This window comes from Bacteroides sp. 11BF (genome assembly GCF_019633765.1).
In the GTDB taxonomy this organism is placed as follows: domain Bacteria; phylum Bacteroidota; class Bacteroidia; order Bacteroidales; family Bacteroidaceae; genus Bacteroides; species Bacteroides hominis.
Genome location: NZ_JAFKPJ010000006.1, coordinates 252,853 through 267,133, shown reverse-complemented (window position 1 = coordinate 267,133; position 14,281 = coordinate 252,853). Strand labels below are relative to the sequence as shown.

Below are 14,281 nucleotides of genomic sequence, written 5' to 3'. Positions count from 1 at the left end.
GTTTCGATTGCGCTTCGTTTCAAAAGCGGGTGCAAAGGTAAAAGGTTTATTTTAAAACACCAAATGTTTTTGGAAGTTTTTTTTAAAATGTTTTCCCGGCCTGTTCTCCGACTCTCTTAGCGAAAGGGGAAAGGCACCGGAATAAACGCCTTTTATCGCGAATCGGACTGCAAAGATAACGAATTTTAATATTAAACTCCAAAGAAAAAGGAGATTATTTTCGTGATCCGTTAAGGCAATCAATACGCACTTGCAACATGTCAATTTCAATCGGCTCTCCGTCTCTTGGAAAGCGGGTGCAAAAGTACGCGATTTACCAATACAAGGCAAATATATAGGGAAGTTTTTTAAATAAAAATATAAATTTATATGTAAAGGACTGAGGGAGAGGTAGGTTTTAGAGCATACTTTAAAAAGAAGGGAAAAGGGAGGACCAAGGAGACACATTATTATAATATATAGAGGGGGAATACTTGGAAAACAAGGAGGGGGGATTCATTGGGGAGGGAGAGGAAGAAGGTTTTTTAGTAGAATTGCGGAGAAAGATTGGGAATTTGGCGTTAACATTGTTAATGCGATTGAAAGGGGAATTTGTTTCAGGAGCGGAAATAACAAGGCTTTTGGATTGAAAAGACTTATTATTTGAAGATAAAGGACTTGATTTAATAGGGTGTTAAATCAAGTGATAGGAAAAGAAGAAACAAAAGGGAGAAATGGATTGAAAATGAAAGTAATAGAGGGACAATGAGTTATTTTTCGGAAAAAGGGATAAGTGGTGGACAGAAAGTGATAGTTGTGATTAGAACAAGTATGATTGTAGAGGATTTTTAAAGGAAAGGTTTAAAGTGGAAACGGAGGAGTACAATTACGAAAGACCATTGGAAATAGCATATGCTATCTGATGAAGACAAAGCGATGCGTTGTGATTTACTTCCAAATTAGTATCTTTGAACCATTGGAAACAGTAAATATTCCTGATTCAAACTTTTTAGTTGCGTTGTGATTTGCTTTCAAATTAGTATCTTTGAACCATTGGAAACAGTTGCTTAAAGGCTATTCCATAAGTCAACGTAGTTGTGATTTGCTTTCAAATTAGTATCTTTGAACCATTGGAAACAGTCGTTGTCATTTCATCCAGAAAATAGACGAAGTTGTGATTTGCTTTCAAATTAGTATCTTTGAACCATTGGAAACAGTAGAATAGAAAACATCAGCTTGAGATGCAGCGTTGTGATTTGCTTTCAAATTAGTATCTTTGAACCATTGGAAACAGTAAAGAGGCTAATTATCGGTTACCCGGCATGTTGTGATTTGCTTTCAAATTAGTATCTTTGAACCATTGGAAACAGTGATGCAGGAATTATTCGCGGTGAATTAATGGTTGTGATTTGCTTTCAAATTAGTATCTTTGAACCATTGGAAACAGTTCCTGCTCCCGGCACTTCCTTTGTGTTAACGTTGTGATTTGCTTTCAAATTAGTATCTTTGAACCATTGGAAACAGTCAACTTCGTTTCCACATCTTCAGCCCACTCGTTGTGATTTGCTTTCAAATTAGTATCTTTGAACCATTGGAAACAGTGATGAAGATGTAGTTGACCTATATTCGTCTGTTGTGATTTGCTTTCAAATTAGTATCTTTGAACCATTGGAAACAGTCAACGCTGACCTGCAAGGCACCATCAACGGGTTGTGATTTGCTTTCAAATTAGTATCTTTGAACCATTGGAAACAGTACTCAGATTCCAATGGTGACAGGTTTTTTAGTTGTGATTTGCTTTCAAATTAGTATCTTTGAACCATTGGAAACAGTGGATTCAGACCGTTTGCCGGATTGTTGTAGTTGTGATTTGCTTTCAAATTAGTATCTTTGAACCATTGGAAACAGTTATCCACGACTCCCAAGATTACGAGGATAAGTTGTGATTTGCTTTCAAATTAGTATCTTTGAACCATTGGAAACAGTAATCGGTTTCGAATAATACAAACGACACAGGTTGTGATTTGCTTTCAAATTAGTATCTTTGAACCATTGGAAACAGTCAACGAGCTTTAACAAGGTCTTGCGACCAGGTTGTGATTTGCTTTCAAATTAGTATCTTTGAACCATTGGAAACAGTTCAGACTCCGTATTAGTCTTACGAGCGTCAGTTGTGATTTGCTTTCAAATTAGTATCTTTGAACCATTGGAAACAGTATACTGTTTTATTTTAAATGAAGTGACTCAGTTGTGATTTGCTTTCAAATTAGTATCTTTGAACCATTGGAAACAGTGTTTGGAGGTAACAACTTGTTTAGCTATACGTTGTGATTTGCTTTCAAATTAGTATCTTTGAACCATTGGAAACAGTATATCCCGCATAATAAAATGGTTTTCAATAAGTTAAGAGTAAATCAGAAAAAAGAAAAAGAAGACTATTTCCAGCATAAAATCTCGTATTAATGCGAGATTTTGTTTTCTAGAACAACTCCAATTGCTGTCCCGGCGTATTGACATCTTGCACTTTCTTCCCATAAAAAAGTTCTATATCCCCAAATTGTTTATCTGTAATACACATGATTCCGACATGCCCAAATTCAGGGAGAAATGATTTAACTCTTTTTATATGTACTACTGCATTCTCGCTACTGGCACAGTGACGCACATAAATGGAAAACTGAAACATCGTAAAACCATCCTTTTGTAGATTCTTTCTGAAATCTGCATAAGCCTTTTTCTCTTTCTTCGTCTCAGTTGGCAAATCAAAAAGAACAAGCACCCACATAATACGATATTCATTAAAGCGATCCATAATCTATCGTTCGGGATAAGAAATTCTCCGAAGCTCTCCATTGAAACATTTATAAAGTGAAGCAGTAGTTTGCCCCACCGCAACCATCAACGGACTGCGCTTGCCTCCAATTATCACTTCCAATGTCGGAACAGTAAGTAATCGAGTTTTCATCTCTTTTGTCAACTCCGCATTTTTTCCATACTCTTGTATCAAACTAAACACTAACTCATCCACATAAGGACGATAAGGTTCCATTATATCGTCCGCCAAACAATAAGCGTTGTAGCGATTGTGATGATGAATGCCCAACGTAGGAAGCAACCCGCTTATTACCAACCCACGTGCCACCACCGCACGAAGAATGGCATATCCATAGTTTAACAGGTTGTTAGGAGGAATTCCTTCACGTTCCCGAGTGAAATCATCAACATCAGCGAATAAACACTTCCAATAATATGCAGCAGCGCGCGCTTCCAAATTGTCAGGATCACCACTACGCACATTGGCAGCCCAAACACGCATACACTTTACTTCCTCGTCCATACAATCTTTGAGTACAGATGCCTGATTGTTGATTTTCGCTTGAATAGTTTGCTGCCAGAGTTGTTTCTTCAAAGGAAGCGAAGTATCCAATTGTTTACGAAAACGCTCATTCTGCGTTGTATTTCCATAAAGAGGAAGCATTAATCCGACTGGCATACTCTTGCTATCACAAGTGATTACGGAACAGTTATTCTCAAGCAAAGCCTCCAGCACACCGGAAGTGATGGTTATCTGCTTGTTATCCAACACGACGATTCCAATGTCCTCTATAGGTTTCGTTACTTCCGCCTGCTTTTTCAACGTTTCCGGCAAAGCCGTTGCTTTTTCTACATCAGGCAGCTTGATGACCAGTTGTGCATTTCGTAATGATAAATAAACCGGATTTCCAAAATAAAGTGTTTTCTTAATCATGGCCCGTCCCTCTTAAAAGTTTGTCAAAGTCCGATTCGTAGTTCTGAAGCTGTCCAACATGGAATTTGTCATATTCCTCTTCCGCTAATGCCTTGGCAATCTCATGGCTCACTCGCCCACTATGTTGCAGCACGGCTTCTTCGTTGAATTGCAAGAATGCATCCAACTTTTTCACCCAATCTCTCATGTACATCACTTGGCCTTTTTTCGCTTGACGCTCCGCATAATCCAGATATATCGAAACAATGCGGTTCAAATCATCCATTTCCGTTTCATTGAGATAGTTCTTTGCAATAGAAACATCCGGTTTGCGTATCATTCCGTTGGGTGCATTCTTCCAAGTAGTCAATCCCATATTAGGCTTATCGGCATCCACACGGGAAACAATAATCTCAGCTGCCGTTTGCCCGGAAATTGCCCAATGCAACTTATTCTGAACAGTTGCAAAAAACTTCTTGGTTACATCGCTACCCACTTCATAGTCGGCACTACATTGTGAATAAATATCGGTTATTTTCTGATAGAAACGTCGTTCGCTACTACGAATGTCACGAATGCGAGCTAACTGTTCTTCGAAATAATCCTTACCAAACAGCATTTGCGGATTCTTCAATCGCTCATCGTTCATGACAAATCCCTTAATCAGATATTCTTTCAGCACACTGTTCGCCCAAATTCTAAATTGTGTGGCTTGAATGCTGTTGACACGGTAGCCTACGGATAAGATGGCGTCGAGATTGTAAAACTCAATCTGTCTTGTGACCTGCCTTGTACCTTCGGTTTGAACTTGTGCAAAAATTGCACAAGTTGCCTCTTTTGATAATTCTCCGCTTTTATATACATTCTTTAGATGTTTAGTCACTACGCTTCTGTCCACCCCAAACAATTGTGCGATCTTGTCTTGCGGAAGCCAAACCGTTTCCTTAAAGATATAGATTTCGACTTTCACTTCTCCATTGCTGTCTTTATAGAAAAAGAAATCAGATGGAATTGGAGGATTATTATTGTTTTTACCCATAAGTCATTCATTATATTAATATTCTCCTACCGACACTATCTGGCCGATGTGATTAACACGGACTTTAACAATAGTGTCCAAGCCTTTTGAACTACGAAAATCTACCCATGTAGTACCTCTCAAAATAGAACTTGTATCCTTGATTGTTGTTTCTAAATGGTGTCTAAAAACATAATTTTTATGAGAGAATTTCTGCACCCTAAACAAATTAGGACTTATCAACCCATAATTCTCTGCATCAAGTAAATCGATCTCTTTCGGATTAAATCCAGTCTTTTCATTTGGAAAAACAAAATACTCGTTTTGTTTCATACTGAAAAGGAATTGCCAGCCTTCACTCGTTTTATAATCCTTGTCAATAATCGGTTGACTAAGATTGGCCCTTGTCACTGCTTCAAAGAAACTAACTACAACCTCCTCCAGTTCATACTTGGGATTGCCAGCCTCGTCAACCACCAATTGTCCCTTCTTATCTATAACCGGTCTACGATAAACTGCCACATGATGATTATTGCCTGTATTAACAAAATCCACAGGAATATTTCTACCTTTCTCATCCAATATAGATTTACCGTCCTTATCCTTTTTCACATGCAATGACTGCGCATTACTGATTCCTGAAATTGTAACTCGCTTAATAGATATACCTTTCTCTTTATTCAGCCAAATAGGATTTTCATCAAGATTGGAGAATGCTTTTTTTGCATCATTGCCATACTCGTTTAATCTGTCAGTTAGTATTTTACGGACACCTGCATCCATTACCTTATCAACTTTCAAATCAGGAGAGATTTCCTTACGTATAGTATAAATCGCCTCAAGTGTTACAATTTTCACTTTTTCAGGCACTTTTCTCATTTGCTCCTTATCTATCCATATGGGCTGTTTATCCAGTGAATTCTTGCCAGCAAACGCTTTCTTCGGATCATTATCATTTTCATGCAAACGTTTCAACAATGCATCCCTATAAGCTGATTTGCTTACAGTTCTAATTTTTCTCATATCAAACGAAGCATTCACCTTTTCTTCTCTTGTCAAATATTGCTTGCCACTACCATAGATTGTTTCCAAATGCAACTGCCCACGCGGCGTCTGTTGCATTTTTTTATTCACACCACCCCTTTTCTTCGTCTTGTTAATATTACTCGTAATGACCTTATTCTTCGCTTTAATCGAAATCAAAGTATTTTCCAGATGTTTTTTGGCTTCCGCGCGAAACTCTCTCAATGGCATGGGCGCAATCGCCCTGCCATTGAGAAAATATTTATTCTTTATTGCATACTCATTTGTATTAGGATTCAGACTGGCATTTTTGTTATTAAAATACTGAATGAATACATCCTTTGTAAATGCTACCGTCAACGCATCCATCGCATGATGACGATGATCATTCCGTTTCGTCCAATCCTTGATTCTACCTATTTGCCTTCCATCTCTATCTTCAAAATATTCAACCAGTCCTAATGCCTTATACTTTTCCCAGTTCAATTCTTTCATCACATCAACCAATTGCCAATCTTCACGCAACTTGTCAGTTACTGATCCACTTGTAGTAACTACACGACGCGAAATTTCATTCAACATGGACAGAGCCTTTTTGGCAATATATTGCGTATTACGTAAGTCACGTTGAATAAAGCCGCCAGAAATGTCCCGCTCAGTCATTTTTAGTTTATTGCATTTGGTTTTCGATATTTTCCCCGACTTAAACAAGTCTTCAATATTATTTAAATAATATTCTAAACTATTGTCAGCCCCGCTTTCACCAAATTTCTCTTTCACAAAATCATACGCTGTTTTATTCCCTTTTTCAATATTTACACTACGAGCTTCAAGTGTTTTATTTGAAAAACTATCATCGAAAAGCCGTGCTTGCGGAATGATATGTTCAATATCAAATTCTTTACTAAACAGTTTTTCTCGTGAAATATACGTGTTAGAATAAAGTGTTTTATACCCACGCGACTCTAACTCTTTGTAAAGTTTGTAACGCAGAATATCAGTACGGCTTACATTTGTCAAACCAAACTCATTCTGTAAAAGTGCCTTATATTCCTCATGCGCTTTGGTAGTTTGTGCAATGGATTTAGTCAGTTCTTCACGCTCTTTGGCATTCTTCTTCAACTCACGAGCAAGTTCTACACGTATTTCATCCGGTTTGCCATAAGTGTCTATAATGGTATTGATTACGTTTACCATCTGATTCAGAATCTTTTCCACCACAGGATTGCGCAAACTATTCTTGGGAAGAAGCATAAGCCTGTCTTTCAGCACCTTGTTTGCTATCTCTTCCTTCGTTAAAGACGATTCTGAATGCCTGTATCCGGCATATGCACAAGCCACATCATACCGATTACCATCTTTCAAATGAGGTAAAATCTTATGAATAGCCTTCGCGCTCAGACTACCATAATCATCTTGAAAAGTAACATTTGCCAATATAGTAGCGTATGCTTTTTCAAAGCCATATAGTTCTGTCATCTTTTGAACCAAACGACCGTTTCCTGTTGGCGTATTGTCTCCCTCAAAAGAATACAATAAATGCCAGAGTTTGTAATAAGATTGATTGTCTAACTCTTCATTCGAGTTGAAACCTAGAATGTCCGTATTCCAATTAAGAAGATCAAAAATTGCTTTTACATGCTCAACAACCTTTTCAACCGATTGCTTGAAGTCGACTGGTTCATGCCCGGACATCTCAATCATTTTGCTGTAGGCCTGAAACAATGCATATCCCGTCTTATTGCCATCAATCGTTTTAAAATTTAAATCCAATTCTTGTGGATTATCAAACAATAATTTCAAAACATCCGACTTCGTCATCTTATCACGAACAAAAAGTTCTTGGGCAAGCAATTCTTTTTCTTCTTGATACAAATAACGCCTGCCGCTCAGTTCCATCTGTTCGAAATCGTCAAGTTCGTCAAAAAGAGCAGGAGAATTGTCTTTCAGTTTTCTTCGTTTACTTTTCTTGTCAACAACGGTTACTTCTATATTGTTTAGTATCTGCCATATTTTAAATTCTTGGAACAAGGGAGAAGAACGGGGTATTACCCGATTACCTACAGTTTTAATCTTTTTCTTGCCATCTATCTCTACCTCTATCTGCCGACTTTCAAACTCGCAAAAACCGATTAATCCTTTCTGACTCTTCAATCTACGCTGATAGAAAATGATAATATCACGGATTTCTTTTTTCAGTTCCTCTGTCAGTTCTTTATGATATACAGCTTGTTTTTCCCAAAGCGTATTAAACTCATCCAAATAATCCTGGCGATAGAACACCATATTTCGCAAACTCACATTGGGATTCTTGTCCAGCATTTCCATTTGATACTGCCCGACAGTCTGTTTATTAAAGTACAACTCTTTACTCCTATCACTGATTGCGCCGAGATAACCGCTTGAGTTATTGATTTGGGTATTCATCTCTTGCAAAACAACAACCAATTGTTCCAACGACAACTTTTCCTTCAAGCCATTTACCCGCCATTGCAGATTTTCTCTTTTCGCTTCATCCCTTTTCCGTTTACTATAAATACCTTCCAGCTTATGTTCTCTTTCCTGTTGTTCTGTTTTGCCTTTCTCTTTGTTCCATTCCGTATAGGGTTCTTTCCAAACGAAATATTTGGCACAAATAGCCCAAACAGCATCACGCTTTTTCCCTCTCAACTCTTCTTTTAATACATCAGTAAGAATCTCCGGATAATATTTTTTTTGTTTTTCCCAAATTCCGTCAAGTTCATTCTGCAAATCAGAACGATAAAAATCGGGCAAAAATTTCTTATCTGCATCAAGAAGTTGCAGGCATAATTCTCCAGGCGTTAGGTTGTTGTTATAAAGTTCACGAGCTATATCCATACCGTCAATCAACATACCTTCTTCCGCTCCCTTTGCTTTCCTGCTACTTTTATAACCACGTTTTTTGTTAATCATCAGCAATACACGCGCAAACTCTTCCAACGAGATTTCCTCTGTTGCCGCCTTCGCCCTTAATCGGTATGTCTCAAAAGTTGTTCGGTTACCATTTTCCGAAAGTTTTGTATCTTCTGTTATCAATTTGTACTCTTTCAACACTTCCATTAAAGTTTCACGACGAAGTTTGTAGCGTTGCAAATTACGCCGCATGCCTCTCTTCAGTGTTCTATCTGTATTGGTCGTAATGCTCTTCCCCTTCTCGAAGTTGGTCAATTCATCTACCGTCAGAGGATTTACTCTCACACCAAGCTTAACAATTGACGATCTTTCGTCTTTATTTTCTGCCTCGTCCACCAATGCCCAACCGATACTATTAGTACCCAAATCCAATCCCAATATCCTTTTCATATTTGACTTATTTTATTACAATACCCCAAATATATTAATATTTTTCCATAAATAAACATTATAATAAAAATTATTCACTATCTTTGTATCACTAATTTGAAGTAAATCACAATAAGGATTATTCCGTTGTGAAAACATTTAGGATGGGGCATTTGCCTCGTCCTTTTTTGTGTTACTAAAGTCCCACACAACCACCCTATAGACAAGCAAGTTCACTCGGTCCAACGTAAAAATCTGAGTTTTTTTCTTTTTTAAGCATACAACATAGTCAGCCTATATAAAAAGAATGCATTATCTTTTACTCCTCTAAACTGTGCTCTGAAAGCTTTGACTTTATCCACCACAGCATTGGTTACCCTCCTTTCAAAGAAATTGATAATATTCAGATAGTGGGTCTGAATGGATCGTGCTACCCTTCCGAAAGCAGGAAATCCCGATTTATCCACCTCGTCATACCATCTTACCAGTCTTATTAAGGCCACATCCTTAAACTTACACTGATGATAAATCAGGCCTAAACGCATGGCCGGATAATACTCTTTCTGATCTTCGGATACTCTTTAAACAGGATATCAGCCCGTTCTCTTTGAGACTGAGTCCACAAGGATTCTTTTTTGTAAAGCAGATAGATACTTCTTGCTAGTAACTGCTTTCTTGTGTCTCCATTAGTGAAAACGGGAGCATGATATATCTTGCCATAAGCCTTTGCATAGGCAATCTGTGTGGATTCTTCATCCAAAGCTTCCCAGCGCGCTTTCACACGCATCCCCTGAACGGCTTCATAAGCTAGTTTCTGTACGTGGAAACGGTCGGTAACCCATTCGGCGGCAAGAAAGCAGCTACGGGTAATCTGCTCCATATTGGGAGCCATATCCAATGTGATCTCACGCACTTGATAACGACGGCGGCGGGAAAGTCTAAGTAACACAGAGCTTACCGTATAGATATCCGTGCCTTTTATTATGGCGATAATACTGCATTTATCACCATGGGAAGCCTTATTGGTGAGTATGGTATAGAGTTCACCGCGCGAAAGGGTAACTTCTCTTTTTCAAAATCCAGTGACGACGACGGATATTCAGGAAAGGTTTCTTACCCCAAAGAGGAAAGTCTTGAACAACGACAGGATCATAGAAGCCTTTGCTCTCAGTTGCCTGACCGAAATATTACTCGGGAACGACATTCTTCTCTTCAAGATAAATTACAACATCACTGAGACTTTCCTGCACATTGACAAGATCAAAGTAATCTAAAGTACCTTTAGGAAGCAGAAGGCGATAAGCATTGGAATCCATATTAAATAATTTTAGAGGCCAAGATACAAATTTACTCCTCAGATTTTTACGTTGAGCCTTATTGTCGTTCTCCAATCCAAAGTATCAGAACTGGAAGTAGATGAACGGCTGAATTTCACTACTCTTCATTTGGATAACCAGATAGATCATAGCCACCATCACAAGGGCCTTGCCAAGGAAAGGGAGTTTGATAACTCCACGACAAACAGCATTTTCCCAACTATCCGGAGCAAAATGAAGCAGAAACCCGACTGCCATCAGTGCAAATACCCGCCAATATCCCTCAATCAGTTGCGGAAAAAGCTGGGGACGAAAAGCTGTAAAAATCTGGTTCAACATATCCATTGAATTATGAAAATCGGCGTTGCGGAAGAAAATCCAGCAGAAACAAACAAAGTGGAAGGTAATAATGACACCCAATACCCGCCGAATGCCGTGACTGGTCTCCCCTTTCTTCCTTCCGGCGATAGACATCCACGCTTTGTGTAGAGCAAGTGCCACACCATGAAAAGTGCCCCACAATACAAAATTCCAGGAAGCCCCGTGCCACAATCCACCGAGAAACATGGTAATAATCAGATTGAGATACTGACGAAACTTTCCATGTCGGTTACCCCCCAAGGAGATATAAAGATAATCGCGCAACCAACTCGACAACGAAATGTGCCAACGCCTCCAGAACTCGGTGATCGAGGCTGACTTATACGGAGAATTAAAATTCAGATTGAAATGAAAACCAAGCAAAAGGGCGATACCGATTGCCAGATCACTGTATCCTGAAAAATCACAATAAATCTGCAAGGCATAGCCATAAAGTCCCATCAGATTCTCAACTCCCGAATAAAGCGTAGGATTGTCAAAAATGCGCTCCACAAAGTTGACACTGATATAATCGGAAATAACCGCTTTTTTGAACAATCCGGCGACAATCAAGAAAATGCCTCTACCGAACATCTCTTGTGATACATACAGCGGTTTACGAATTTGCGGAATAAAATCGCGTGCCCGCACGATAGGGCCTGCCACCAACTGAGGAAAGAAAGAAACATAAAAGGCATAGTCCAGTAAACTGGTAAGGGGCTTGATCTCTCTCCGGTAAACATCGATAGTATAACTTAACGACTGGAAGGTGAAGAAAGAGATGCCGACAGGCAAAAAGATATCGAGTGCGGTGAACTCTCCCCCCATCAGCGAAGCAATGACACCACCAAGAAAATTAGTGTATTTGAAGTAGCAGAGCAATCCTAAATTGACCGATACACTAAGTATTACCCATAGTTTACGCTTCCAGCGGACATCGGTCCGATCCATCAGCCAGGCTATCACAAAATCGGTAACGGTGACAATGGCGAGCAGGAAGAAATAAGTACCACTACTCTTATAATAAAAATAATAAGAGAAAAGAGCGACAAATAAAATACGCGCTGTGTTGCGGTGCTGCAACAGTGTATAGATCACCATAAACGCAGCGAAGAGCCAGAGGAAAATTCCACTGCTGAATATCATCGGAGCATCCGGATTGTATTTAAAGGCCTCCAACAGGCGGCTAAAATCGATATCAATGGGAAACATACTCATTATAGGCTTTAATAATGGCTTCATATAATAATTCTCCCTGAAGTGTATAACCTTCGGGAAGATAGTGCACATGATCCGGACGCATCAGTCCCGCATCTATCCAGTTTTTGCAGGCACGCAGGCTTCCGCCTACGATATTGTACATATCCCACACCACCAACTTGTGGCGGCGGGCAAAATCATGGATTGTATTCACTGCTGTTACCGTACGGGGATTGACAGCATAAGTACGACGCCGGCGACGCTGACGGAAACTCTCGTAAGATCCCGGAGGAGTAGTCAGCAAGATAGGCACATTTGGCAAACTGTCGCGCAACAATCCGAGCAGTTCCTCCATCTGCCGGTAATGCACATTCGAATTGTACTTCCGGTTATGACTTTCATTCGTTCCAAACGAAAGAACCAACAGCTCGGGTTTCAAGGCTGCAATAGCTGCAATACGGTCAGGATGAGTAAACGTCAGGCAAGTAGCTCCATTGACTCCCATATCCGTATAGGACACCGCTCCAAATGTTTCTGTCAGCCGGGCACCGGTAGTACGGGGAAAGATGTGTCCGCGTATGTGGCTGTCACCGATATGAACAATACGTACGGTATCCTCCGAACTTCCGTTTTGCACCAGCCGTAAACGCTCAAGTATGGGAGTCAGCACTCCCAGGCTGTCTATGATTTCATTTCTCCCCACTCCTCTGAAGGCTACGGGAAAAGTAACTTTCACAGAAACAGTATCTCCCAGCGACCCCGGTTCACGCATCGGCTTGCAGGCTTTCGTACCCTTGTCCATCCGCGGGCAGGCAGGCAAAAGATCTTGTGCCTGAACCGAAAAAATTCCGGAAAACAAAAGGAGTAACACCCCCAACCGTTTATTCAGCCTCATAGGCCTTTCTCCTTTCATACTGTTCTTTTCCATAAATCAATGTTTCGTATAGTAGTCCTGCCAGGTGACGTCCACCCCGGAAGTTGATGTGTGTATAATCATAATTAGCCAAAGAAGGCTTGGCATGTACCAACCCTGCCATACTTCCGTCACCTCCCATAGCCTCAAACATGTTCCAGAAAGCAATTCCGCTTTCCGCTGCTATGCTTTGCTGATAGCGAATCAGGTTTTTCACACCGGGCATCGTGCGTAATTCGCCGGTATCGGTCTTATAATCGCGGTCACCCACACTCAGCAACAAAAAACCGGATTGTGGAAAACACTCTTTCAAGTGGTTTATGGCCGTAAGAAGGCCTTTCTTATAAGGATCGTAGTTCCGTCCCCGCTCGGTCGCAACATTCAGACCATATTCCAGAATAATCAAGTCGTAGGGACGCTGGGCATTAAACTCTTGCAGCATCTTTGACGGAATGCTGCGAAGCGAGAGTCCCGAACTGCCGCGCAAGGAGAAATTGTCGACAATAATCCCTTGCGTACCATCCATTGCCAATCCATAAAATAAAGTAGAATCTGCCTGATTGATATCCCAGCGCACCGAGCCGATGCGACCGTTTACCTTCATCTGCTGCAAACTGCCGGTAGAAGGGAATTCCCGTGTATCAGTCTCACCACGGTTGACACGAACGGAAAGGCTGACTTCACCTTTGTTATAGAAAAAGATGGAAGCTGTCTGGCAAGTATCGAGCAGGGAAGCATATTTATTCTGCCCCCGGAGTTCGACATAAGCCCCTTCACGAGGAACGAAGTAGTGTCCGGAAACTCCTTGCTTCTTTTTATCGAAATAAACGCTATCGGTCACTGCATGACTGGACCATCCGCCAAAAGAATGACGTACCGTCGGACGGTATCCACTGGTCATTGAAGTAATGGTAACAAAACCGACACCACACCCACCGAAACGTTTCTGCAACATCTCACGAAGATCGGCAGTGAAAATATCTGCCTCAATAAAAGAATCGCCAAATACCGCTATCCGCACCAACCGGCCTTTCGATTGAATCTCGTCCAAGGCACGATAAAAAGGAGTCATTCCCCGCATCGTAGAGTCACTATAATCTTCGATACAGGTCATCCCACTGCGACACGTATCTACAAATGCAGGTTTCACTACCGGGACCGGAGGCAGGCTGTCTGCTTCCGCTTCATCTTTATCAGGTTCAGGCATACGGACATCGCTCAGCAAATCTACCCGTCTCATTGTATGTCCGTCGATCGTTATAGCCGGCAGCCAGTGCATTCCGATCAATGCAAACAAGACAATCAATGTCAGCCACAACGAATATTTCAAATAATTTTTCATGCACGCTCTTAATTTAATAAGAAGTTGCAAAGATAGATAAAACCCATAAAAAGAGAGGAGAATCTACATTAAATTAATGAGATTCTCCTCTGATGTTATC

At 40.3% G+C, this 14,281-nt stretch carries 7 protein-coding genes, 2 pseudogenes and 1 CRISPR repeat array; all 9 genes and pseudogenes read right to left on the bottom strand.

Annotated elements, in window-relative coordinates; all coding sequences use genetic code 11:
* Window positions 1–919 precede the first annotated feature (919 nt).
* A CRISPR array of direct repeats spans window positions 920–2,350; the repeat unit is 32 nt; unit sequence CAAATTAGTATCTTTGAACCATTGGAAACAGT.
* A gap of 108 nt (window positions 2,351–2,458) precedes the next feature.
* The 9 genes and pseudogenes from cas2 to JZY04_RS08795 all read right to left on the bottom strand — a co-directional run bounded on the left by cas2 (window position 2,459) and on the right by JZY04_RS08795 (window position 14,181).
* On the bottom strand, window positions 2,459–2,791 hold the full coding sequence (cas2, locus tag JZY04_RS08835) for a CRISPR-associated endonuclease Cas2 (protein WP_122143387.1): 333 nt from the start codon (window positions 2,789–2,791) through the stop codon (window positions 2,459–2,461).
* Window positions 2,792–2,794: 3 nt separating this feature from the next.
* Window positions 2,795–3,727: a type II CRISPR-associated endonuclease Cas1 gene (cas1, locus tag JZY04_RS08830; RefSeq protein WP_122143388.1), complete on the bottom strand. Its 933-nt coding sequence runs from the start codon at window positions 3,725–3,727 to the stop codon at window positions 2,795–2,797.
* Window positions 3,720–4,745 (bottom strand): virulence RhuM family protein, encoded by a 1,026-nt coding sequence (locus tag JZY04_RS08825; protein WP_122143389.1) that lies wholly within the window; start codon window positions 4,743–4,745, stop codon window positions 3,720–3,722. The genes cas1 and JZY04_RS08825 overlap by 8 nt, the downstream gene beginning before the upstream one ends.
* A 15-nt stretch (window positions 4,746–4,760) precedes the next feature.
* On the bottom strand, window positions 4,761–9,071 hold the full coding sequence (gene cas9 / locus JZY04_RS08820) for a type II CRISPR RNA-guided endonuclease Cas9 (RefSeq protein WP_122143390.1): 4,311 nt from the start codon (window positions 9,069–9,071) through the stop codon (window positions 4,761–4,763).
* Between the two features lie 251 nt (window positions 9,072–9,322).
* Window positions 9,323–10,116: pseudogene (locus JZY04_RS08815) on the bottom strand (transposase); the annotation flags it as partial.
* Window positions 10,094–10,366, bottom strand: a pseudogene (locus tag JZY04_RS08810) (hypothetical protein). The pseudogenes JZY04_RS08815 and JZY04_RS08810, both read right to left, overlap by 23 nt.
* A gap of 84 nt (window positions 10,367–10,450) precedes the next feature.
* Window positions 10,451–11,938, bottom strand: coding sequence for an MBOAT family protein (locus JZY04_RS08805; RefSeq protein ID WP_122143391.1), 1,488 nt, complete (start codon window positions 11,936–11,938; stop codon window positions 10,451–10,453).
* Window positions 11,925–12,821 carry an SGNH/GDSL hydrolase family protein gene (locus tag JZY04_RS08800; protein ID WP_175413787.1) on the bottom strand — a complete coding sequence of 299 codons (897 nt, stop codon included), beginning with the start codon at window positions 12,819–12,821 and terminating at the stop codon, window positions 11,925–11,927. Before JZY04_RS08800 ends, JZY04_RS08805 begins: the two co-directional genes overlap by 14 nt.
* Window positions 12,808–14,181 (bottom strand): SGNH/GDSL hydrolase family protein, encoded by a 1,374-nt coding sequence (locus JZY04_RS08795; RefSeq protein WP_032531560.1) that lies wholly within the window; start codon window positions 14,179–14,181, stop codon window positions 12,808–12,810. The genes JZY04_RS08800 and JZY04_RS08795 overlap by 14 nt, the downstream gene beginning before the upstream one ends.
* Window positions 14,182–14,281 lie beyond the last annotated feature (100 nt).

Excerpts from the sequence above, each read along its gene's own strand:
- JZY04_RS08825 (WP_122143389.1), bottom strand. The coding sequence starts at position 4,745 with ATGGGTAAAAACAATAATAATCCTCCAATTCCATCTGATTTCTTTTTC.
- JZY04_RS08805 (WP_122143391.1), bottom strand. The coding sequence starts at position 11,938 with ATGTTTCCCATTGATATCGATTTTAGCCGCCTGTTGGAGGCCTTTAAA.
- cas2 (WP_122143387.1), bottom strand. The coding sequence starts at position 2,791 with ATGGATCGCTTTAATGAATATCGTATTATGTGGGTGCTTGTTCTTTTT.
- JZY04_RS08800 (WP_175413787.1), bottom strand. The coding sequence starts at position 12,821 with ATGAGGCTGAATAAACGGTTGGGGGTGTTACTCCTTTTGTTTTCCGGA.
- cas9 (WP_122143390.1), bottom strand. The coding sequence starts at position 9,071 with ATGAAAAGGATATTGGGATTGGATTTGGGTACTAATAGTATCGGTTGG.
- JZY04_RS08795 (WP_032531560.1), bottom strand. The coding sequence starts at position 14,181 with ATGAAAAATTATTTGAAATATTCGTTGTGGCTGACATTGATTGTCTTG.
- cas1 (WP_122143388.1), bottom strand. The coding sequence starts at position 3,727 with ATGATTAAGAAAACACTTTATTTTGGAAATCCGGTTTATTTATCATTA.